The organism is Nonomuraea sp. NPDC049784, from assembly GCF_040659615.1.
Lineage (GTDB): Bacteria > Actinomycetota > Actinomycetes > Streptosporangiales > Streptosporangiaceae > Nonomuraea.
Map to the genome: position 1 here is coordinate 18,454 of NZ_JBFAMX010000031.1, position 23,174 is coordinate 41,627.

A 23,174-nucleotide genomic window follows, 5' to 3' on the forward strand; every position below is an offset into this window, starting at 1 on the left:
GGCGAATGCACGCACAACTAACCTCAGCTCGGCGACAACTCAACGCGTTTCAGGCCGCAGAAGCAGCAGGACGCCCGAGAGCGTTCCGGTCCATGTCCAAGCGTCCCCAGGGTGCTGCAGCGGGTGCGGAGGCACCGGGCCTGCTGGCACGAGCGTCCTGGCTGGGGCAACCCGCTACACCTCGCCACACAGGCTCGCCCAGCGTTGCTGTAGACGCGTTACGGCGAGGTCACTTTCCGCGCCTGGCCGGGTGGGGTGGGCTGGTCATCCACGGGCGGTTGTGTTGATTTCTTTTCCTGTCCCGGTGGTTGTCCGGCTTGGCCGGGTGGGGTGTGCACATGGCTGATTTTGGGAGGCGTGCTCAGTGACGCCTGCTGTGTGCCGGTTGTGGCGGGTCGGCTGGTGGGTTTCGTTGACTTGGGGACGTTCGGTAGCGCGGCTGCGGTCTGCGGCTGCTGTCGTGCAGGTGTTATCTGGGCGGCGGCGGGTGGTGTGGTGCGCTTTCGCTGTGAAGCAGTGGTCGGGCGTGGGCTGTTTGTCGGGGTGATGGTGGCGGCGCTGATCCGGCGAGGAGCTGAGGTGGGGCTTGCCGGTGTGGAGTTTGGCCGGGCGACGAGAGCAGCCGGTGGCGGACTGGTGGTGTCGCTTTCTGGGGTTGGCACTTCGTCGAGGGTGGGGGAGTTGGCGGGGATGCCGATCAGGAGGGCGGCGGCGATGAGGTGGAGGAGGCCGGCCAGGACGGTGGCGGTGCGGATCGCCTGTCCGCGGGTGTGTCGCTGCTCGGTGATGGGTTCGTGAGGGTGGGTGGTCACCGCGGGGGCGTTCTGGTCGCTGTCATGGGTGTCCTCCCGGGGGTGTGAGGGCGGGCAACGGCAAACCTTTTCGATCTAGACATGGATGGTGACAGCGGTCAAGGCCGTCTTGCGAAGATTCGTCGCCGTAGACCCGCCTGACGCGCCTTTCTGCACGTCATAGGTGTTCTGGAGCAAGTGTTTACGGACTGTGTCAATTGCTGTGAGTTAGCTGGGAATTGACTGCCAGGTGCGTTGAGGGGTGGTCTCGGCGACCTGGATCTTTCACTCTCCGTTACATCTCTTGGGGATCGGCTGGGGCCCCGCCTTCGAGTGGATCTTCGCAGCCCGGCAGGCTTGCCGCGTCTCATTCAACAGTGTGTTCGACTCTTCTGGTAAGTCACTTTCCGTGGTTCTTGACCGAATGTGCCGATTTGTGGCGTGATGCGGATGTTTTGCCTGAGGGATCTTTAGATCCTCCTTATCTGCGACCCTCGTGGGTCGCATGCCTATGGAGTGTGCCCGTGCCGCAATTACCCCTCGCACGACCGCAACCGGCCGACAGGCCCCGACCTCGCCGTCACACACGGTTACGCACGTTGATCAGCGTGGTCGTGGCGGCCACGCTGGTGATCACGCTGGCCCCCGCACCGCCCGCCACCGCGCAGACCGCAACCGCGACGTCTGCCGAGCCGAACCTGATATCCCGCGTGTCGAGCTGGCTGGCCGCGCAGGTGGCGGGATGGTTCGCCGAGGATCCCAAGGGCGAGATGCGCCCCAGCGATCAGAAGATCATCCTGCCGGGCCGCAACACCAGCCCGGCCGAGCAGCGGCGCGTGGCCGCGCCGCCGGGCAAACGGGTCAAGGAGCTGCCGGGCAAGGCTTCCCGGTTCACCACCGTGTATGAGCTGGAAGACGGCCGGCGGCAGGCTGAGGTGTCCTCGCGTCCGCTCCGCTACCGGGACAAGAACGGCTCCTGGCAGCCGATCGACACCCGGATCGACGGGCTGGCCGACGACGGCTTCACGCACGGCAACGACAAGACCGGCTTCTCCACCCGCTTCGGCGACAAGAGCGACAAGCTGGTGCGGGTCAAGACGGGCGAGCAGCAGCTCACCCTGGGCGTGCCGGGCGAGGCGCGGCAGATCACGCCGAAGGTCGAGGGGTCCACGGTCACCTATCCCGGCGTGTGGGACGGTGTCGACCTGGTCTACCGGCTCACCTCGGAGGGGGTGAAGGAGTATCTCGTGCTGACCGGGCCGCCGGCCGCGGGCGCGTCGTATGCGTTCACCGTCAAGACCGGCGGGATGCAGGCGCAGGCGCGGTCGGACGGGTCGATCGCGTTCCTGGGGCCGGACGGCACGGCGGCGTTCACGATCCCCAAGCCGTTCATGATCGACTCTGAGAAGGACGCCACCTCGCCGTACGGATGGCGCTCGTCGGAGGCGGTGCGGCAGGAGGTCAGCCAGCAGGGCAGCGAGGCGACGATCACGCTCACCCCGGATGCGGGCTGGCTGGCCGCGGCGGAGCGTAAGTGGCCGGTGGTCATCGACCCGACGATCCGGCTTCAGCCGGACTGGTTCTGGTCCCAGGACACCTACGTGACCTCGGCCAGCAGCACTGGCAACTTCCAAGACGCCTGGCAACTGCCGGTAGGCCGCACCAGCGCGGGCGCGATCAACCGGTCGCTGATCAACATCCCGGTGCTGGACGAGCTGCCAGATGAGAATGTGCAGGTCGATCAGGCACGGTTCGAGGTGTACTTCGACCAGGCGCTGGGTGAGGCCGGGCCGGTGACGATCGGCGCCCACGAAATCACCTCCGACTGGTCGATTTACGACGTGTCCTGGAGCTCCCAGCCGTCCTTCAACGCCACCCCGGCCGCGACGGTGACCCGGCAGCCGGGTGAATTGTCGCGCTGGCACTCCTTCGACGTCACCCAGGTGGTGCAGGGCTGGCTGGGCCAGGAGTTCACGTCGAACGGGCTGATGCTGAAGGCGGCTGATGAGTCGGCGACCGCGAAGGTGGGCGGCCCGGTGTACGAGGCGGCCACGGAAAGCGTCTACGGCGGCGATGGTTATGCGGCCGAAACGGTCAATACGCCGAAGCTGGTGGTCACCTACGGCCTGCCGAGCGTGACGCTCAAGCCGGTCACCACCGCCACCTCGGTGGGCGCTTCCCTGTCGTGGACCGCCTATGAGGACCCCACCCCGCAGGACGCCTCCGACGACCTGGTGGGGTACGAGCTGCACCGTACCTGCCCGTCGGGATGCGAACTCCCCGGAGGCGTGACGACCCAGACGGGGGGTGGGTCGCTGGTGACCACGCTGCCGCCGGACGTCACCTCCCACACCGACACCGCCAGCGGCGGCGACCCCGAAGCGGTAGCCGACTCCCAGTACATTCACGAGATCACCTACTGGGTGGTGGCGGTGCTGGCCAACGGCAAGCGCTCGCCATCGCAGGAGATGACCGTGGTCGCGCCCCGGCCGGGACAAATCGCCACCACGCTGTACGCCGACGCCGACACCATGCTGTCCTCGGGCGAGCCCGTGGCCGGACACGACCAGGCGCGGGTACCGGTCGGCAACACCACCGGCGCCCTGGGCAACACCCGCGCAGTGATGTCGTTCAGCAAGTTCGCCGACGCCGTGCCGGCCGATGCCGACATCAGCGAGGCCACCCTGTCGATGTGGGGCGCCTCGGCCACCGGCTCCGGCACCACGTTGGCCGCGCACCGGCTGACCACCGCTTTCACCGAGGCGGCCACCTGGACCAGCCCGTGGACGACGACGGGCGGCGACTTCGCCACCCCCGCGCTCGGCAGCACGCCCGCAGGCAACACCGCGCCGGGTTGGCGGCGATTGACGGTCACCGACGCAGCCAAGGCATGGGTCGCCGACCCAGCCGCCAACAAGGGCCTGCTGCTGAAGGTGGCCAACGAGGCCGGCACCGCCAAGCAGGCGGTCTCCTTCCTGTCCAGCGAGGCCGAAGAGCCGGTCCTACGTCCACGGCTGCGCATCGTCTACCGGGACAAGGCCACCGGCGCATCGACGTTCTACGTGCCGGGCACACCGGAGCGACTGGACTCGGCCGCCACGATCGAGTTGCCGGTGGTGGTCATCAACACCACGAACGAGACCTGGCCGGCCACCACCACGGCAGTCTCCTACCACTGGAAGCTCCCCGACGGCACCGACATCTCCACCCCCGACAACCAGCGCAAGACCACGCTGGGCGCGCCGCTGGCCCCAGGTGAGACGACGGTCGTCACCGTCCCCGTCAAGGCACCGACCGTGACCGGCCCCGGCACCAACCTGGCCGAAGGCGCTCAGGTCGTGTGGGACGTCCAAGACACCACCACCAACAACTGGAAGTCGGCCACCCACCACCTGCCGGAACTGCCGCAGCAGATCCGCATCGACTCTCCGACCAGCGACCTGCTGGGGCTGGAGAAGTTCTACACCTACACCGGCAAGAACACCGGCGCCGGCGGCACCGCGCTGGTCAACCCCTACGCCGGCAACGTCGTCTGGAACTACAACGTCTTCACCAACCCCTCCCGCGGCGTGCAGACCTTCGCCCGCATGACCTATAACTCCCTGGACACCTCAACAGCCTCACTCGGCTACGGCTGGTCACTGCAAACCAGCACGCTGTCCAAGCTGGGCTCGCAACTGCAGTTCCACCCACCCGGCAAGATCTGGCCATCGCAGGTCAGGCTGACCGACGGCGACGGCACCACACACGTGTGGACGCTGCCCGAAGGCATAGACCCCAACACCTGCACCCCCTCCACGTGCGGCTACAAGAACCCGCGCGGCGTGCACCTGTACCTGCAGCGCGTCCCCGACGACCGCTACCCCGACTACCCCACCGACGACCCGCAGCGGCAATGGGTGTTCACCAAGCCCGACCGCACCCAGTTCTTCTTCGACGACGAAGGCTTCCAGTCCGCGATCGTCGACAAGAACGGCAACACCATGTCGTTCACCTATGAGCGGCGCAGGTCGAACAACAAGCCGACCAAGTTCCTGCAGTACATCACCGACGCTGCCGGCCGCCAGACTCTGAGGTTCGACTACTACGCCAAGGGCCAGGACTACACCTACATCGACGACGAGAACTGGCAGCCGGTCGACGACACCAAGCTGACCAATCCGCACATCATCGACAACGTCGAGTCGATCAGCGACATCGCCGGCCGCAAGGTCACCTTCGCCTACACCGACAAGGGCCTGCTCGCCCGGATGATCGACGGCGCGGGTGACGACGAGGCCAAGACGTTCGCCTTCCAATACGACGCCACCCAGGGCAACAAGAACGTCAAACTCGTCAAGGTCATCGACCCGCGCTCCCACACGGAAACCCCGCAGGGCTCGGAGAAGTACGCCACCAAGCTGGACTACTACGACGCCACCGAAGACCCGGAAGATCTGTGGAAGGTCCAGACCCTGACCGACCGTCTGGGGCAAGACAACGGCTTCGCCTATGAGGATCCAGACGGTCCGGGCGACGCGGTCATTCACTCCACGGTGACCGACCCGCTGCAGCACCAGACCCGCTACGTCCTGGACGCCTACGGCCGTCCCGATGAGATCACGAACGCGAACGGCGAGATCACCGATCTGGTGTGGGACGCCGATCACAATGTCACCACACTGATCGAGAAAGGCCGTCCCGACCGCACCACGGAAGACGCCACCACGACGTGGAAGTACGACCCGCTGACCGGCTACCCGCTGGAGATCACCGACGCCGAGGCCAACAAGAACAGCACCCCGCCCACGGTGCTGAAGTACCAGAGCGACCTGAACGGCTACATCGCCGACCTGACCGAGAAGACCAGCCCCAAGGGCCACACGTGGAAGTTCGACTACGACGCCAACGGCAACCTGCTCAAGGTCACCGACCCGCTCGGCGTCAAAACCACCGACGTCGCTGACGACTACGTCACCACCTACACCTACGACCCCTTCGGCCAGCTGGCCACGACAGTCGACGCCAACGGCAACACCACCGCCTACACCGACTACCACCCGACCGGCTACCCGCGGAAGATCACCGACGCGTACGGCCTCGAAACGGCGGCCGAGGACGACCACACCACCGTCACTGAATACGACGTGCGCGGCAACGTGCTGTCAGTCACCGACGCACTTGGCAAGAAGACCACCCAGACCTACGACATCTTCAAACGCCCGCTCGAGTCCAAGGTTCCCAAGGACCAGGACGCTTCCCCGCCGGTGTTCATCGTCACCCCGGCGCCGGTCTACGACGCCAACGACAACATCACCAAGGCCACCGCACCCAACGGCGCGGTCTCCACGGCCCGGTATGACAAGGCCGACCAGTTGCTGGAGTCGGTGCTGCCCAAGGACACCACCGACGGGCCGGAGCGCAAGGCCACCTTCACCTGGGACGAGGCCGGAAACCTCGCCACCCAGACCGAGCCCAAGGGCAACCTGCCCGGCGCGAACCCGGCCGAATTCACCACTACGTACAAGTACGACCCGATCTACCAGCTGATCAGCGCCATCACCACCGACGTCGCCAACGCTCGGCAGAACAAGATCACCTACGAGTACAACGACGTCGGCAACGTCACCAAGGTCATCGACCCGCGCAAGAACGCCACCGCCGACACCGGCGACTACAGCGCGATCTCCACCTACGACCGCAATCACCGCGTCACCGCGGTCAAGGACGCGGCCGGGTTCGAGACGGGCACTGAGTACGACCTGGACGGCCAGGTCGTAAGCCAGACCGACCAGGACAAGAACACGACGTTCATCGGCTACAACGAGCGCGGCGACGTCACCGAGACCAAGGTGCCGCACTCCGGGACCGGCGACGCCCTCAAGTACGTCACCACCCAGTTCGTCTACGACGAGGTCGGCAACAAGACCAAGACCATCACCCCACGCGGGGTGGAACGCGGCGGCGACCTGGTCGACTTCGTCGCCGAAACCAAATACGACAAGCTGAACCGTCCGATCGAGGAGATCTACCCCTACGACCGGTCCGACCCGGTCTACAACAAGCCCGACAGCGTCTTGTACGCCTACGACGCGGTCTCCCGGCTGAAGGAGATCTCCCAGCCGCCCTCGCACGGGCAGAGCATCCGCAACGTCAGCACGATGACCTACTGGGACAACGGCTGGTCCAAGACCACCACCGACCCGTGGGACATCAAGACCACCTACGACTACAACGAACTCGGCCTGCAGACCAACCGCACCGTCACCAGCGCAGGCGGCTCGTCACAGCGCGCTTTGGACTGGTCCTACTACCCCGACGGCAAACTCAAGACCCACTCCGACGACGGCGTCCCCCTCGGCCTCGACGTCGTCATGAATGACAACTCCGACACCGGCCAGACCACCACCACCGGCACCTGGACCCTCGGCACCGGCGGCAGCTCAGCATCCAACATCGTCGGCCCCCAGGCCGAGCCGACCACCGGGTTCGTCGGCTACGACTACGCCACCGCCCCCGCCGGCACCGGCCAGTCCTCCTTCACCTGGAACCTCACCACCCCAACCGCCGGCACCTACAAGGTCCAGGTCCGATACCCCTCCGGCGCCACAGCCACCAACGCCAAATACAAGGTCAAGCACCAGGGCGGCGAGGCCAGCGCCACCCTCGACCAGACCAAGAACCCCGGCACCTGGGTCGAACTCGGCACCTACACCTTCACCGCCGGCACCGCCCACAGCGTCACCCTCACCGACGACGCCAACGGCACCGTGGCGGCCGATGCGGTCAAGCTGGTGCGCGACAACAGCGGCGAGTCCGACAGCGAGAAGAAGGACTTCTCCTACACCTACGACGCCAACGCCAACCTCACCACGATTGAGGACAAGTCCCCGACCGCGAAGATCGATCTGTGGGACATCTCCTACACCAACCTCAACCAGATCGACACGATCAAGGAGTCGATCAAGGGCACGCTGAAGAACACCACCGGCTATCGCTACAACGAGAACAGCGCCGTGGTGGAGCGCACGCACGACAAGACGGTCGCCACCTACGGCTACGACGTCCGTGACCTGGTAGAGCAGGTGGTCAACAAGAAGTCGGCCGCCGATCCGGCGCCGAAGACCACCCGCTACACCTACACCAGTCGCGGCGAACGCTTCACCGAGACCAAGGGCAACGGCAACACCGTTACCTACGACTACTTCCTGTCCGGCCTCCTGCGCCACAGCCTGGAGACCAAGCCCAACGCCACGGTCGTGGCCGAGCACACGATCGGCTACCAGGGCAACCTGCAGCGCGCCAGCGACCACGCCAAGATCCAGAGCGCCGACACCCCCGGCGCTTACCTCGAACACGACTACGCCTACACCTACGACCCCCGCGATCGCATCGCCAAGACCGTCAAGACCCCGGTCGGCGGCGGCACCGCGGAGACCGAGACCTACTCCCACGACCCCAACAGCAACGTCTGGGAGCAGGAGGTCTTAGGCAAGAAGACCACCTTTACCTACGACCGCAACCGCCTGATGACCTCCGCCACCGACGGAGTCACGGCAACCTACACCTACGACCCCTACGGCCGGCTGCGCACTATTCAGGGTGGCGGGAAGACCTGGGAGAAGTACACCTACGACGGCTTCGACCACGTCACCAAGCACGAAAAGCTCGGCACCGACGGCACTACCAACACCGTCACCACTTACACCTACGACCCGCTCGACCGCACCACCAGCAAGACCGAGAAGGAAGGCACCGACAAGGCCAAGACCACCGCCTACTCCTACCTCGGCCTCTCGGCGGAGGTCCTGGACGAAGAGGTGGCCGGCAAACTAACCAAGTCCTTCCAGTACTCGCCATGGGGTGAGCGCTTGTCGCAGGTGAAGGTCGATGCCAATGGGTCGGAGGAGAACTCCTACTACGGCTACAACCCGCACACCGACGTCGAGCAGATCACCAAGCAAGATGGCGACACCCGCGCCACCTACGGCTACACCGCCTACGGCAAGAACGACGACAAGCTCTTCACCGGCGTCGACAAGCCCGACCCCGTCGACCCGACCGCCAAGGAGGAGTACAACCCCTACCGCTTCAACGCCAAGCGCTGGGACAACTCCACCGGCATGTACGACATGGGGTTCCGCGACTACAACCCGGGCCTCAACCGTTTCCTGGTTCGTGACTCCTATAACGGTGCCCTGAACGACCTGAGTCTCGGCCTTGATCCCTGGACCGCCAACCGTTATGCCTTCGCCGGCGGCAACCCGATCGGCAATATCGAACTCGACGGACATATCCCCATCGATATGTCGCCCGAGGAGTACGGCAAGCAGGTGTCCGCGGCAGCCGTGAAGGCGGCGGACGACGACGAGGAACGGAAATGGTGGGATATATACAAGGAGCCGCATGAGACGGCCGTCGACCTGACGGCCATGTATCTGCGGCTGCATGATCTGATGAATAACGGCGGCCAGGGCAGAGTCACCACTTCGCGTACGGATAATTATATTCGTGGCGGGTCCTACGATAATCCTGGGAAGAAGCCGGGTTACGCGGATGTGCTGTACTGGACGGACGACGCGGTCTACATCTGGGAAGTCAAACATGCAGGTGGCCCTGCTGAGCAGCAAGCTCCGGGGCAGCTGAAGAACTACATCAAATACCTCAAGAAGCAGCTGCGCGCGAAGGGTGATAATCGGCCCATTCGGCTCGGCTTCACGATCTCTCCACGCGGTGGCGTAAACCGATCAAATCCGCGCGAATTCATTTCCGTCACTTCGCGAGGAAAAGGTGTCGAGGTCTATACGATCACGAAGATAAGGCCGCCCGCATCGCCGGAGCCGCATCCTGTGCCGGTGCCCGTGCCTGGCCCTGTTCCGGTACCCACCGCGGTGCCGAACCATCCCCCGCTCGGTGCTCCTCAATGGCAGATGCCGTCCATAGACTGGGGTGCCGTCGGCGAAGGTACGGCAGCCGGCCTGCTTGCCGTACTAGCGTTCGCCGGAGGCGCATTGTCCGGAGGTGCGGCGACCCAATAAGCTACTGCCCTGGTAAGGTCGGTAAACGCTAGTTGAGTGCCACCGGAGGCGAGGCTCTGGGGCCCCGAATCCGGTGGCGCTCAACCTATTAACCGCCCACCTCAGTGATCGCCCATTGCACAGAGGAGAACGGCATGATTGCCGAATTGGCCGTGCTCGTAGATCATCGGACACCCGCCCAGGGCGCTGAGTTCCAGGGTCTCGTGCTCGACTGGACGGAAATGGCCCTTTGTCAGCTGGGCGAAGACGTCTTCGGTCAGGCGGTGGATCAGATCCGCGATCCGGATGGCGAATTGCTGTCGACTCTGCGCGTCGTGTCATTGAGGCGCGGGCGCAGGACGACCAAAGAGTATGACTGGACGCCCGACAACTATCAGAATTTCTTGCGGGCAGGCCTCGAAATGCCGGAGGAGATGTCCCTCTCCGTGGCGGCGCGAGATGCCGCTGGAGACCTGGGATTTCCTCGGTTGCAAATAAGTGCCCATCGGTTCATGGACGTGCCGGAGTGGATGACCCTGACAGCCGAGATTCGGTCGACGAAGCCGATCGCCGCGCATGGCGACCCGCTGCCCGAGAAGTGTGCGGCCCTGCTCCACCAGCACGCCGAGGGGCGGCCACCGCAATTCGGATTCGTCGCCGACGACGCGCAGCCGCCGTCCAGTGCCCTGGAAAGCTCACTGGGCCTCCTCGAGGACGACACACGCCCTCGCAGTGACGATTCCGTAAGAGGCTACTCATGGGTCATGGTGATCGGTCCGGACGTGCTGGAGGCTGCCGGGGGGGTGGAGCACTTGCGTGCGACGGGAGCCTTCGTCTCCATTGACCCACTGCCCGAGGGGCGTGTGTTCCTCCGGGCGACGACGACGTTCCAGGAGTACACCGATGCGGCTGTAGAGCGGGTCCACGCGGCGCTCGCACCAGTGCTGCCCTGGGGCACACCGAAGTTCGACCCCCATTTTCCTCACTGGCGGCTCGTATACGGTGGCTGACGCTCCCTTCGATCTGACAGGAAAGCCATGAGCGCCACACTCATCCTCTACCGCGTCGACGCGGATGCCTCTCCTTCGGACTCGGTCACCGCTGTCGTAGGTGACCCGTTGACCCTTGGCCAATCCTGGGACCTCCTGCAGACCGTGCTGGCAGGTGATCAAAGCGGGTGGACCGGCCGCACCGATGCCGAACTGGCGATCGTGGGTGGCCGCACGACACCGACCACCGCGGGCGGCATGCTGATCTCGATCGATGACGTCCAGGTACGACGCGCCGCCGCACATCTCGCACAGAGCTCGTTCTCCGAACTCGTCACGCGGCATCGCCGAGCTTTGGAGTCCGCCTGTGGCGGCGATGTGGAACAGATCGTGAACGAGGATCTCCTCCCGAGGTTCGAAGAACTGCGTAGCTTCTACCGGGCCGCGGCCGAGGCCCGAAACGCAGTGGTGAAAAGACTCAGCGGCTAGTCCGGCCGCCATCGCGTTGACGACAATGCACGCCCTCAATGATCTCTATGTGTCCGCACAGGGGAGGTTGCCCCCATGAATGTCATTCGAGAGACGGCTGCCAGTACGCTAGCACTGGGCTTAACAATATTCGTGGTCGTGGTATTACCGATATATGGCCACAGGAGGTATCTTCAACTCATGGCCGTGCCCCGGCTCTCCCACCGGACGCGAGCTCGATATATCCTGCGACGAAATCTGAACTGGCTCATCATATGTCTGCTCATCGGCGGCTGGCTGCTCCTTGATCCGCGTTTCGTGCTGTCCGACATCGGCTTCGGCGCTGCGTTGGCTCCCACGTTCTTCCTGGTCGCCGTCACGGCGGGTGCAGTGGTCGGCGTCGCCCTGGCAGTGATGACAGTGCGCCGGCGTGGTCATGACCTGATCGCCCGCCGCCCGGACCGGCTGCTGATACTGCAGTCGAGCAAAGATCTACCCGTGGTCCTCTCGTTGGTGGTGACGGCAGGAGTCGCGGAGGAACTGTTCTACCGAGGGTTCCTTATCGCTTTGTTCGCGGGCCTGCTCGATTTGCCGACGTGGACGGCAGTGGCCATATCGTCGATCGCCTTTGCCTTCGCGCATCTTTATCAAGGTGTGCAGGGCATGCTGCGGACAGGCGTGATCGGCGTTGTTCTTGCGATCATCTATCTGTCGAGCGGAAGCCTGTTCGTGCCGATCGTGCTGCACCTCTGGCTGGACCTGATGTCCCTGGTGGTGGTTCCCTGGCTCGTGCTGCGATCATCACGGCGAACGACGCCAATGCCGATTAGTTAACGATCATTCTCTGGTTCGAGGTTGCCGCGGCAAGAGCGTGACGGTGGCCGGTCCTGCGTGCCGGATGCCCTTGTCGGAGGGGGTGGCGTTCCCTGTAGCTGCTTCGTCGGGTGCGTTTGACGGCTCGGGGACCCTGCTGGCCAACTCGGGCTGGGGGTTGGCGGTCCTGTTTCGGCTTGCGATGGGGACAACTGTTCGATGCCGCGGTGAGGTCGGGCCGTGTTGTAATGCGCCAGGTAGCGGGTGAGGGTTCGGCGTAGATGGTGCTCGTTGAGGATGAGCATGCTGTCCAGGAGGCGAAGACCGCGTCGAAGGCATCGGTGAACTGGCCGCGGTCACGGGCCAGGAACTTCAGCTTCGTCATGTCGGTGTCGGTGTTCATCAGAAAGTTACTCTATGTCTCTGAATATTCGCGCTACGTCACCAACTTGCCCATTTATCGTCCCACGCAGCGGGCTCAGGGATCAGTTTGTACACGGGCACTCAAGCGCGGGCCTTGTCCAGTGCGCTCTGGAGGGACTCGATGTATCCCTCGCTGGTGTAGGAGGCGCCGGACACGGCATCGATGTGCGCGCTGTGCGCGGCCAGCGCCTCCCGGGTCAGGATGGGCACCGCGTGTGCGGCGATCGCGCGGCTTTGCCCGGCATCGTTCGGGGTCTGCAGTGTTTTGACTTTGGTCAGCTTGCCGTGGGAGAGGGTGACGGCAACCTCGACCGGGCCGAACGGAGTCTGCTCGACGTCACCGGTGTAGGTGCCGGTGGCGCCGCCCCTGCTGCTTCCGCGCTTTTGCGTGCTGGATTTGCCGGACTTGCTGGACTTACTCGACCGGCTGGAGCTGGGGCCCGGCTCGGGTGAGGACACTGTGGCACCGCCGCGGGAAGTGGCCAGCACGGGCAGGACGGTATGGTGCGGTTTCAGGGCCAGCAGCAGGACCAGGCCCGCGATGCTTGAGGTGGTCAGAACGGCGGCACGGCGCATTGCCATGGGAGTGCTCCTTCGAGGATCTGGGAACGCTCAGAACGCGAACAACTCGTGGTGGATGCGGCGGCGCGGCACCCCGGCCCGGCGCAGCGCCGGTATGGCGGCGGCCGTCATTCCCGGCGGGCCGCACAGGTAGACGTCGCGCTTGGCGATGTCCGGCACGAGGGAGACCAGTCCCGCCGCGGTGAGTGGCGAGGAGTGCTGGATGGGTTCGTCGACCACGTAGTGCACGGTCGCGCCGCGATCGGCCGCTATGGCATCGAGCTCCTGCCAGAGCGCCAGCTCCTCCGGCCGACGTGCCCGGTACACAACAGTGACCTCGCCGGGCAGCGTCTCGAAGAGAGCACGCAGCGGGGTGATGCCGATGCCGCCGCCCAGCAGCAGGACTCTGTGTGCTCTGCGCCGCGCCGCCGTGAAGGCGCCGTACGGCCCCTCAGCCCACACCCGGGTGCCGGGCCGGAGCCTGGCCAGCGCCTCGCTGTGGCCACCGACGGCCTTCACCGTGATCCGCAGGAAGTCCCGGTTCGGCGGCGCGGACAGCGAGTATGGGCTCGCCGTCCACCACATCCCGGGGGCGAGGAAACGCCAGCGGAAGAACTGGCCGGGCTCGGCGCCCAGCTCGTCCAGGTGCTGCCCGGTCATGATGACCGACACCACGCCGGGTGCCTCCGGCCGTACCTCGGCCACGGTCAGCCGGTGCCGTAGCGCCTGCCGCACCGGGGTGAGGAAGCGGTACCAGACCAGCAACGCTGCCACGCTGATGTAGAGGGCGTACCAGGCGAGCTCGGCAGGGCGGTGCGCGACGAAGTCGACGCCGTCGGAGAGTTGGTGGAAGAAGGCCAGGAAAATGGCGAGATACGTGGCGAAGTGCAGGTAGTGCCACGTCTCATAGCGCAGTCGGCGGCGCGCGGCGCGAGCCGAGATGATTCCGGTAGCGACCAGGAGCAGGAAGCCCGCAGTGGCCTTGAGCATGTCGGGATAGGTGAGGACGAGCGTGGTGGTCTGACTGACGACGCTGACGTGGGCGCCCGCCGCGTAGCCGAGGATGATCAGCAGCGTGTGGGCGAGGGTGAGCGAAATGGTGTAGCGGCCGCCAAGCGCGTGCCAGCGGGCGATGCGGTCCGAGCCAACACCCCGTTCCAGCAGCGGAAAGCGGGACATCAACGCGAGCAGCACCGCACAGGCGTAACCGGCGAGCAGGCCGGTGATCCGGCCGGCGTCGGTCAGCCACCCGGTGAGACCAACCACCGAGGTGGTGTCGACCCACCAGAGGCCCACCACAACTGCGGCTCCGGCGTAGATCAGCAGCTGGGCCAGGATCGGAACGGTGCCAGGGGATAGTACGGCGGGCTGCCGGGGGTGAGCCCTGGCACGGGTGGCGTACGTTGACGTGGTAGCCACGGGACTCCTCTCGTCGACTCGGGCTGCCACTTTTCCAATGGAATTTCTGCAGGCCCTCTGAGCGCACCACTCGCCCCCCGATTCAGAGAGAAGTCAGAAGTTTCTCTCCGCTCGCGGCAACCCCACGCATTACGAGTTGTCCGATCTTTTTCCGCGTACATCCACTGCAGCCCACGGCCCATGTGACGCCGCAGGTCATGCGAGCTGGCAGAACCCAACGGACGGCAGCGGAGACATGCAGAATGAGAGCGGCATATGGGGCGATCAGTCAGTGATAGGCGTGCGCGTCCGCGCGTGGGATTCCGCTTGATCGCATTCACACCCGTGCCACCTCTCAGCTTGTTCTTTTATCCTCCGAATCGTTGTGCTGAGCGGAGGTTTGATCGTTTCGCGGACAGCGAGACGGCCTTGGAGTGATCATGTCCGGTGTTGAGTCGCTGCCGATGAGTACAAGACCGTGAGGGTGGTTCGTGCTGGGCCGGAGATCACCGTTTCGGGCAGATGTAGCCTCATACCCGTGAAAGACAGACCCGTGGTGTACGTGACGCAGCCGATTCACCCCGATGGCCTGGCTCTGCTGCGGGAGCACGCCGACGTGCATGTGGGGTTCGGGCCGCAGGCTGAGCCCGTTACCGATGTGCTGGATCGGGTCGAAGGTCTGCTTCTGCGGCATGACGGCATCGCGCCCGAGGTCATCCGCAACGCCCCTAAGCTTCGGGTGGTCGCCCGCGCTGGCGCCGGCTTCGAGAACGTCCCAGTCGAGGCCGCCCGCCTTCGCGGCATCCCCGTCCTGGTGACGCCCGACGCCAACTCGCGGACGGTGGCCGAGATGGTGTTCGCTCTCACGCTCGCCGCCTTCCGCCGGATCCCCGCGTGGGAACGGCGGCTTCGTGCGGCCGAGCCGATCTGGCTCTGACGCGTGAAGGTGAGCTGTCGCACGACCTGTCCGGCAAGCGGTTCGGCATCATCGGGATGGGCCGGATAGGCAGGGAGGTCGCCCGGATCGCTCGCCACGGCTTCCTCATGGAGGTGCTGGCCTACCATCCACGCCGTACGGACGACGAGGTCCGGGCACTCGGAGCGGAGCCGGCCGCGAGCCTCGAAGAACTGTTGCGGCAGTGCCATGTCGTGAGCGTCCAGGTGCCGTTCTCCGAGCAGAACAGGGGCATGCTGGGGGCGGCGGAGTTCGCGCTGATGAGACCCGACGCGGTCCTGGTCAACGTCTCCCGTGGTGGCATCGTCGATGAGAAGGCGCTGGCGAAGGCCATAGTCGAGGGGCGGATCGCGGGCGCCGGGATCGACGTCTGGGAAGGCAAGGTACCCCGGCCGGACAATCCGCTGCTGGCACTGGATCAGGTCGTCGCCACTCCTCACCGCGCGGGCCGCACCGAGGAGGCGCAGCGGCGCTCCGGCCTGGTGTCCGCGCAGGGTCTGCTCGACGTGCTAGGCGGTCTCACCCCGACCGGCGCGATCGACGTGATCGCCTAGCCGCTAGCCGACTCCCGCAGCTCCGTACACCTGGCTGCGACCTCGCCGAGCCGATTGGCGTGATCGACGCTGCCGGATGAGCCCGTGATCTCGTCGAGGACGGCCAGGACGGCCGGCAGCGTGGGGTTGTCACTGTCAGCCCGCCAGGAGCAGTGCAGCTCCACGTGATCCTCGGGCATCCCAGCGACATCAAGGAAGCGGACGTTCGGCGGGCCAAGCCGGGCGGCGGACCGTGGGAGCAGGGCGATTCCGATGCCCGCGTCGACGAGTACGAGCAGGCTGTGCACCTGGCTCACGTACTGCACGTAGTTCGGCACGGCTCCGGCATTGTGGAACGTCGAGATCACGAGTTCGTGGAAGTATCGCGCCGGCGCGGGGCCGTACGTCACGACGTCGTGGTCGGCGATCTCGTTCAACGTCGGGGGCCGGGTGAACGCGGTCAGCGGATGCCGCTCGGGGACTGCGACCACCAGCGCCTCCGCGTGGATCAGCCGGGCGTCCAGCAGGTTCGAGCGCGGCACGCCACGTATGATCCCGACGTCGATCTCGCTCGCGAGAAGCGCTTCGATCTGGGAGCTCGTCATCATCTCCGTGAGCACCACGTCGATGTCGGGCAACTGCTGGTGGATCCGTCTGATCCAGTCGCCGAAGATGTTCAGCGCGGCCACTGCCGTGAAGCCGATCCGGATCTGGCCGGCGGTCCCGCGGGCCACCCGCCGCGCCAGCAGGGGCGCGGCGTCGGCCTGATGCAGCACCCGACGCGCCTCGTCGAGGAAGATCCTGCCGGCGGGGGTCAGGGCGACCGAGCGGGAGGTACGTACGAACACCTCGAAGCCGATGGCCCGCTCAAGGCGCTGGATCTGCCTGCTCAGCGGCGGCTGCGTCATGCGCAGCCGGATGGCGGCTTTACCGAAGCTTCGCTCTTCGGCAACAGCGACGAATCCACGTAGCTGCTCGAGTGTGTACATGACAGCGCTCCGGTCTATGCGCATAAGGGTATTAATCAATGCCAAGACTGTGTTGGACGCGCAATGATACGTGGTCCTAGCCTCCGAGAACCATCACACGTCATGCGGAGCGCTGACCATGTCCCGATACGAACCTGCCGAGCTCAAGGCCGTCCTGGGTAGCGGTCTTCTGTGCTTTCCCGTGACCCACACCACTGCTGACCTGCGGTTCGACGAGAAGGCTTACCAGACTCACCTGGAGTGGCTGGGCTCCTATGGCCCGGCCGGCATGACGGCCGCCGGCGGTACGGGAGAGTTCTTCGCCTTGACGCTCGCCGAGGCGGCTCAGGTGATCAGGGCGGCGGTGGTTGTGGCTCCGCGCGGGACCGCGGTCATGGGGGCTGCCGGATACGGCACCGCGACCGCCGTTGAGATGGCCGTTCGCGCCTTCGCGGAGCGGAGCTCGATCCCGATCGCGGCGGCGTTCCGGTACCAGGACGCGGTGGACAATCGCAGCGCCGTCTACGCGGGGTACCTCGGTTTGGGGGGATCACCGGAGCTGAGAAGCGCGGCTCTGGAGGCCGACCTGATCGTCGCGTTGGGGCCCCGGCTGGACGACCCGACGACCGACGGGTTCACCCTGACCGCGCGGCCCAAGCAGGGGCAGCGGGTGATCGTGGTGAGCGACGACCCGGACGAGGCGTGCCGCGCGCTGATACCGGACGACGTGGTCGTCTGCTCCCTCGAGCCTCTGACCCGGCTGCTGTCCGAGCACACCGCCGAGGCCCCCGCGGGGCGGGACAAGTGGCTGCACGCCCTTCGCGCGAGCTACGAGAGGTTCTCCACACCTCCCGCTGTCGATGGGACGGTTGACCTCGCGGAGATCATGCGGCACATCCGGTCCGAGCTCCCCGACGACGCGATCGTCACCAACGGGGCCGGGAACTACACCGTGTGGCTGCAGAGGTTCTTCGAGTTCCGCCGCCATGGCACGCAGATCGCACCGCACAACGGCGCCATGGGATACGGGTTCCCCGCAGCGCTCGCCATGGCGGCCGTCCGCCCCGACTCCCCGGTGGTCGCCTTCGCCGGCGATGGCTGCATCCTGATGAGCGGCAGCGAGCTGGCGACGGCCGTACAGGAGAACCTCGACCTCGTTCTCGTCATCGTCAACAACGGCATGCTGGGCACCATCCGGATGCACCAGGAGCGGCACTATCCAGGCCGCGCCATCGCCACCGACCTGCGCAACCCCGACTTCGTCCAGTACGCGAGATCATTCGGTGCGCCGGCCTGGGTCGTGAAGGAGACCGGCCAGTTCGCGGACGCGTTCGCGGCGGCCCGAGCACATCCCGGCCCCGCCGTCATCGAGATCCGCACCGACCCCTCTCAGATCACACCCGACCGCCGGCTGGACACTCCCACGACGTAGCAGCATGGCTCGTCCCCGTGGATCAGCGTCGATCTGTCCGAGGCGGCCAAGGGGCGTGACCCGGTGAGCGACTCGACGCAGCTGCTCAGCATCGCCCGCAAACGTTAGCGCGAACTCCACGAATGCACCCCGAAGCCGAACCAACAATTGCTGCGGCGATTTGCGCCATGATCGTGGGTCCACAGTGGGCCAGCACCCCATAGGTGGCATGGTCCTTCGGAGGTAAGTGCAGGCCAGGGCCTCATTAGACGAAGATCCCGCAACCCTCTCCGGAGCCGGGTGCGCTTGTGCGGTAGGAAGGCACCGTGATTAGCGATCAGCGACATGGCCGTCGACGGCGGGACCGCTCCCGTGTGACCCGGCTCGTGGGGATCCTTATAAGTGCCCTGGTGGCCGGAGTGGGATTCGGCGCGGCGACCTCCCTCGTCAACGCCCTCTCCGGCAGCTTCGCCAACCTTGAAAGCCGTGCCTATACCACCAGCGGGTGGTCAGTCGCAGAAGTCGTGAGTGTGCTGCTCGACTCCGGCTGGGCTTGGGCGGGTCTGGCGGTGGCAGCGGGGTGGCTGGTCACACGCGCCGGAGAGAGCCGGCTGGCGGCACTGGCGCAAGGCGCTGCCGCTGGTGTGCTGGCCCTGCTTGCGGCCACGGCCGCCTACAGCATCGTGGACACCATCCGTAGCGGTGGGCAGTTCCCCTGGTACGAGTCCGAATCCGTGTGGTGGTTCGCCAGCTTCATATTCGGAGGGCCTCTGGGTTGCGTTGGTGCATGCGTCAGGCGGCCGGGTGCTATTGGGTTGCTCGCGAGATTGACTGTGCCGGTCGGCGCCGCCGTCCAGATGGTCATGCTCCCGCCCGGCAGAAACGAGGTGATCGCGGCCATCGGGAAGACAGTCGTGTGGCTGGCGGCTGCCGTGAGTATTGGCTTCGTCGTGGTCCGCTTCCTCCTTGTGGAGCGACGCCGACGCTCTGTGACAGCCGCGGAGTCCCCGTAGGACAGGCGAAACACGCCTATCTGCGCGAGCTGCAGTGCGGAAGAGGTGGAACGTCCGGGTCAGCCCGTCGGGAGTACTTAAGAAATGACCCCCTGAGTTCCCCATCATCTCTGGCTCTCCGGATGGCGCTGTTATGGCCTGGGGGCTGGAACTTTCCGCCTTCCTCAGTTCGATCACATTGAGTTTAAGTACCTTCACTCTTCGTGAAGATCCGTCGATGTGACCGAGCTTCTTACTGACCGGGTGAAGGCGAGGTGGCCGGAGTTGGGTCTGGCGGTGGTGAAGGATCTTCGGGTGGCGCGTGCCCCGGCCACGACGGAGGATCTGGAGGCGCTGGAGACCGACGTGCTGGCAGGGTTCGTGCTCGCCTGGGCGGCGGGGGGCTGTCGGACGGGACGATCTCCTCCGACGTGGTGCACCTGGAGCAGGCGCGGGCCTGGTTCGGCCGGCCGCTGTGGGAGATGGAGCCCGCCGACGCCGACGCATACTTCGGCAAGGTACTGCGCGCCACTGCGAAGGGCACCCGGCTGGCCCGGGCCCAGGCGATCAAGACGTTTTCCTGTTCCTGGAGCTGTGGCACGAGGTCGAGGTCTACCAGATGACCGGCCGCGTCATTGAGTGCCCGATCGATGAGATGAACCGGCCGAGCGGCGGCCCGCAAGGCAAGCTGCGCATCCCGCCCACTGTCGACCAGGTGGATCGGCTGTTCGCCGGGTGGCGGCAGGAGCTGGCGACCTGCCGGAAGTTCGCCCCGACCGCCCGCAACTACACCGCTTGCCGGTTGATGGCCGAGGTCGGGCTGCGCGTGAACGAGGCGTGCAAGCTCGACCTGGCCGACATCAAGTGGGACCTGGGCCGGTTCGGCAAGCTGCACGTCCGCCACGGCAAGGGCGCCCGCGGGTCCGGGCCTCGCGAGCGCAGCGGCTGCGGCTTCGAACGGGCCGACGGTGACACCCCGGCAGCGCGACGGACGCTCGCTGCCTCCTGCGTGAGATGCCCTACTCCACCGACCGCGGCGCGGCAAGCTGACGACCGCCAAAGGGCCAGGCCCGACCGGAACGGCAAGTCCGCGGCGTCCCAGACCTCGTGCAGGAGGGCGGCCGAATCGGGGCCGGCCCGATATCGACGACATCGTTCAGCAGATCCTCGAGGATCTGCTGAACGATCTACGCCGCGGCAGAAGGCCGAAAAGCATCACAGGATGGGCGGGGACCGTAGCCCGCCGTCGTGTCTGGAAAGACGCGCGCAACTGGGGCAGAGAACTCCCGATGACGATCCAGCAGCTCAGCATGTTCGGGATCGCCTCCGGACGTCGACCAGGTCTCCGAAGCGAGCGTCCAGCGCGACCTCGTGCTCGCCTGGATGCGGACGCTGTCGCCGCCAGTGCGGGCGACGATTGCCCTTCGAGTGGATGGTTACTCAGTCGAGGAGACCGCCCTCCTGCTCGACATCCCGCAGCGCCTTGTCCACCGGCGTCTAGCTCAAGGGCGCGAGATCCTCCGTGCCGCGTTCTTGAACCAAATGACCGTAGAGGCCAGCAACGCCGATGCCGAACAGTTCAGATGGGACCTGGTCGAGCATGGGCCGCCGACGTCGATGTCGAGGCCTTCGCAGCCGGTCGTTAACAGCTCGGAGGAACGCGCCGCGTACCAAGCTCTAGCCGACCTGCCACCCCGACAGAAACAAGTGCTCCAGCTGAGCCGTCAGGGCTACATGCCTGCCCAGATTGCCCGGCTCCTGAGACTGAGCGCCAACACCGTCCGGGTGAACCTGCATCATGCCCGGAAACGAATGCAACGCAATCTGGACCGCTTGGCAATCCAAGCCGCCCTAGGCGCCTATGAGCTGGCAACCGGACGGGCGTAGAAGGCCCGACCAGCCAGTTCACAGGCAGCGCTGCGGCCGCGGCCGTCGTGGGCCGCAGGGCGCCGTCATGCCCTGCCCACCGTGGTCACCGTCGGCGAGTCATGATGTCCACAGGGCCTCACGGCACCTGGACGGCGCCAGCGTGCGCGGGCCGCAGTCGCGCACACTGCCGCCAATGGAGGGGGAGAGTCACGATGGTCAAGGGCTTGATCAGATTGGTGGTGGCGGCGCTGCTTGCCGCAGGTTGCAGCGGCGCGCCACCTTTAACCGCCCCGGCCTCAACCGGCCCGGCCCCGACTACCCCTCCCTCGGCAAGCCCGGGCCGGACCAGCCAGCTCGGCAAGAGTGCGCAGGCCGCGCCCACCAGCGGGTGCGCCACCGCGCACCCTCTAAAGCCCGGCCGGCACCGGCTGCGTTTCGGCGGCCTCGATCGGCTCTTCCTGCTGTCGGTCCCTGACGGCCCAGGCCCCCACCCCATCCTGCTCGACCTGCATGGACTCGGCTCCTCGGCCGCCCAGCAGAGCGCCTACAGCCGCCTGGCCGAGGTCGGCTCGCGCCGCGGCTACGTCGTGGCCACCCCGCAGGCCGCACAGGGGCGCACGGGCTGGACGCTGCCGCACACGGCCGGGCCCGACGACACCGGCTTCCTGGCGGCGCTGCTCGACCACCTCGAACGGGGCCTGTGCGTGGACGCGCACCGCGAGTTCGCCGCAGGCATGTCCTACGGGGCCGGGATGGCGGCAGCGCTGGTCTGCGCGTTGCAGGGCCGCCTGGCCGGCGTCGCGCCCGTGGCCGGGGTGAACATCGTGCGCCCCTGCGAGCGGCCCACCCCCACCACGATCGTGGTCTTCCACGGCACCGCCGACCGCATCGTCCCCTACCGCGGAGGCCATCCCTTCCGGGACGCCACCGGCAGCCTGCGCACCCTCGCCGACCTGGTGGTGCTGCCGCCGGTGGAGCGGACCGTCGAGGAGTGGGCACACTCGCTCGGCTGCACCAGCCCCACCAGCGGCCCCGCCGCTGGCCGCTTCGGGACGCAGGTACGGGTGCGATCCTGGAAGTCCTGCCCCGGCCGGGCCATGCTGCGGCTGTACACCGTGGACGGGGGCGGTCACACCTGGCCGGGCCCGATCGAGGTGTCGCGGCTCGGCAAGACCGCCCGCGATCTCGACGCCACCGCGCTCATCCTCAACGCCTTCGACCACACCCCCTCGCGCTAACGCCGCGCCGTCACGCCGGAATAACGCCACAGCGACCCACGGTCATCATCCGAACGTGAGCATGCCGAAGATCATGATGACTACGAACGCGAGGCCCGCAAAGAAGCGAGAAGTAGCAGCACCCGGAGGCTATGCCCCGTGGAGTGGTGGGCTTTGAGGTTGAGTCTCGGTGTCTACTTGCCGCTGTCGATCGTGGCGATGCCGCCGGTGTCGCCGGTTGGTTTGAGTTGGGTCGTGGACTCCTCGGACAGGTAGCGGTGCTCGCGTGACTGCCGCTCGTTGTGCATGTCGGCCGCTGGGTTAGCGGTGTCGCCGGTACTGCAGATATACGATCCCGTTGCTGGAGGCGGTGCTGGAGATCAGGTCGAGCTGGCAGGACTTGGGGACGCCGTCGAACAGCCGGGTGCCCTCGCCCGCAACGTAGGGGAACACGCTCAGCTGGAGCTCGTCGATCAGGTCGAGCCGCATGAGCGACCGCCAGAGGCTGACGCCGCCCCAGACCACGATGTGGCCGTCGCCGCCCAGCCTGAGCTTGTCGATCTCTTCTGCCGTGTCACCAGCGGCGATGGTGGTGTTGGCCCAGTCGGCCGTCGTCAGGGTCCGGGAGAAGACGACCTTGCGCCCGGCGTTCAGGATGTCGGCGAACGGGTGGTCGGTGGACGTTGTCATCGCCGCGGCGATGCCCTCGTAGGCGGTGCGGCCCATGATGTGTGCGTACGCGCTCTGGAGAAAGTCGAGGTGCGCCGGGGCGTCGGGCTCACGGTTTTCG

The 23,174-nt window shown here is 66.1% G+C and carries 15 protein-coding genes; 10 read left to right on the top strand and 5 right to left on the bottom strand.

Going from position 1 to position 23,174, the window contains the following annotated elements; all coding sequences use genetic code 11:
• Positions 1-1,399: 1,399 nt before the first annotated feature.
• The 4 genes from AB0J09_RS10650 (at position 1,400) to AB0J09_RS10665 (ending at position 12,078) form a co-directional block, all read left to right on the top strand.
• A complete protein-coding gene (locus AB0J09_RS10650) occupies positions 1,400-9,808 on the top strand; it encodes a DNRLRE domain-containing protein (protein ID WP_360688459.1) in 8,409 nt (2,802 codons plus the stop codon).
• Between the two features lie 134 nt (positions 9,809-9,942).
• Positions 9,943-10,797, top strand: a complete 855-nt coding sequence (locus AB0J09_RS10655; RefSeq protein ID WP_360688417.1) for a hypothetical protein — start codon at positions 9,943-9,945, stop codon at positions 10,795-10,797.
• A 27-nt stretch (positions 10,798-10,824) separates the two neighbouring features.
• Positions 10,825-11,265, top strand: a complete 441-nt coding sequence (locus AB0J09_RS10660; protein ID WP_360688420.1) for a DUF1877 family protein — start codon at positions 10,825-10,827, stop codon at positions 11,263-11,265.
• 180 nt (positions 11,266-11,445) lie between these two features.
• The gene (locus tag AB0J09_RS10665; protein ID WP_360688423.1) at positions 11,446-12,078 is read left to right on the top strand and encodes a CPBP family intramembrane glutamic endopeptidase; all 633 of its coding nucleotides are present in this window, start codon (positions 11,446-11,448) and stop codon (positions 12,076-12,078) included.
• Here AB0J09_RS10665 and AB0J09_RS10670 read toward each other — a convergent pair.
• The 3 genes from AB0J09_RS10670 to AB0J09_RS10680 all read right to left on the bottom strand — a co-directional run bounded on the left by AB0J09_RS10670 (position 12,075) and on the right by AB0J09_RS10680 (position 14,460).
• Positions 12,075-12,362, bottom strand: coding sequence for a hypothetical protein (locus tag AB0J09_RS10670; RefSeq protein WP_360688426.1), 288 nt, complete (start codon positions 12,360-12,362; stop codon positions 12,075-12,077). The genes AB0J09_RS10665 and AB0J09_RS10670 overlap by 4 nt on opposite strands.
• Before the next feature lie 199 nt (positions 12,363-12,561).
• The gene (locus AB0J09_RS10675; protein ID WP_360688429.1) at positions 12,562-13,062 is read right to left on the bottom strand and encodes an FMN-binding protein; all 501 of its coding nucleotides are present in this window, start codon (positions 13,060-13,062) and stop codon (positions 12,562-12,564) included.
• Between the two features lie 30 nt (positions 13,063-13,092).
• Positions 13,093-14,460, bottom strand: coding sequence for a ferric reductase-like transmembrane domain-containing protein (locus AB0J09_RS10680; RefSeq protein ID WP_360688432.1), 1,368 nt, complete (start codon positions 14,458-14,460; stop codon positions 13,093-13,095).
• A 517-nt stretch (positions 14,461-14,977) separates the two neighbouring features.
• Here AB0J09_RS10680 and AB0J09_RS10685 point away from each other — a divergent pair.
• Entirely contained in the window at positions 14,978-15,376 is a 399-nt protein-coding gene (locus tag AB0J09_RS10685; RefSeq protein ID WP_360688435.1) for a hypothetical protein, read from the top strand.
• The gene (locus AB0J09_RS10690; RefSeq protein ID WP_360688438.1) at positions 15,334-15,948 is read left to right on the top strand and encodes an NAD(P)-dependent oxidoreductase; all 615 of its coding nucleotides are present in this window, start codon (positions 15,334-15,336) and stop codon (positions 15,946-15,948) included. Before AB0J09_RS10685 ends, AB0J09_RS10690 begins: the two co-directional genes overlap by 43 nt.
• Here AB0J09_RS10690 and AB0J09_RS10695 read toward each other — a convergent pair.
• On the bottom strand, positions 15,945-16,916 hold the full coding sequence (locus AB0J09_RS10695; RefSeq protein ID WP_360688441.1) for a LysR family transcriptional regulator: 972 nt from the start codon (positions 16,914-16,916) through the stop codon (positions 15,945-15,947). The two genes, AB0J09_RS10690 and AB0J09_RS10695, sit on opposite strands and share 4 nt — an antisense overlap.
• 118 nt (positions 16,917-17,034) lie before the next feature.
• Here AB0J09_RS10695 and AB0J09_RS10700 point away from each other — a divergent pair, with 118 nt between their 5' ends.
• The 4 genes from AB0J09_RS10700 to AB0J09_RS10715 all read left to right on the top strand — a co-directional run bounded on the left by AB0J09_RS10700 (position 17,035) and on the right by AB0J09_RS10715 (position 22,405).
• On the top strand, positions 17,035-18,327 hold the full coding sequence (locus tag AB0J09_RS10700) for a dihydrodipicolinate synthase family protein (protein ID WP_360688444.1): 1,293 nt from the start codon (positions 17,035-17,037) through the stop codon (positions 18,325-18,327).
• Positions 18,328-18,680: 353 nt separating this feature from the next.
• Entirely contained in the window at positions 18,681-19,319 is a 639-nt protein-coding gene (locus tag AB0J09_RS10705) for a hypothetical protein (RefSeq protein WP_360688447.1), read from the top strand.
• A 1,350-nt stretch (positions 19,320-20,669) separates the two neighbouring features.
• Positions 20,670-21,185 carry a sigma-70 family RNA polymerase sigma factor gene (locus tag AB0J09_RS10710; RefSeq protein WP_360688450.1) on the top strand — a complete coding sequence of 172 codons (516 nt, stop codon included), beginning with the start codon at positions 20,670-20,672 and terminating at the stop codon, positions 21,183-21,185.
• Between the two features lie 206 nt (positions 21,186-21,391).
• Complete coding sequence (locus AB0J09_RS10715; RefSeq protein ID WP_360688453.1) at positions 21,392-22,405, top strand: PHB depolymerase family esterase; 1,014 nt, start codon at positions 21,392-21,394, stop codon at positions 22,403-22,405.
• A 300-nt stretch (positions 22,406-22,705) separates the two neighbouring features.
• Here the strand turns inward: AB0J09_RS10715 and AB0J09_RS10720 are convergent.
• Positions 22,706-23,174 (bottom strand): dihydrofolate reductase family protein (locus AB0J09_RS10720; protein ID WP_360688456.1); only part of this gene is annotated, 469 nt, incomplete at its 5' end.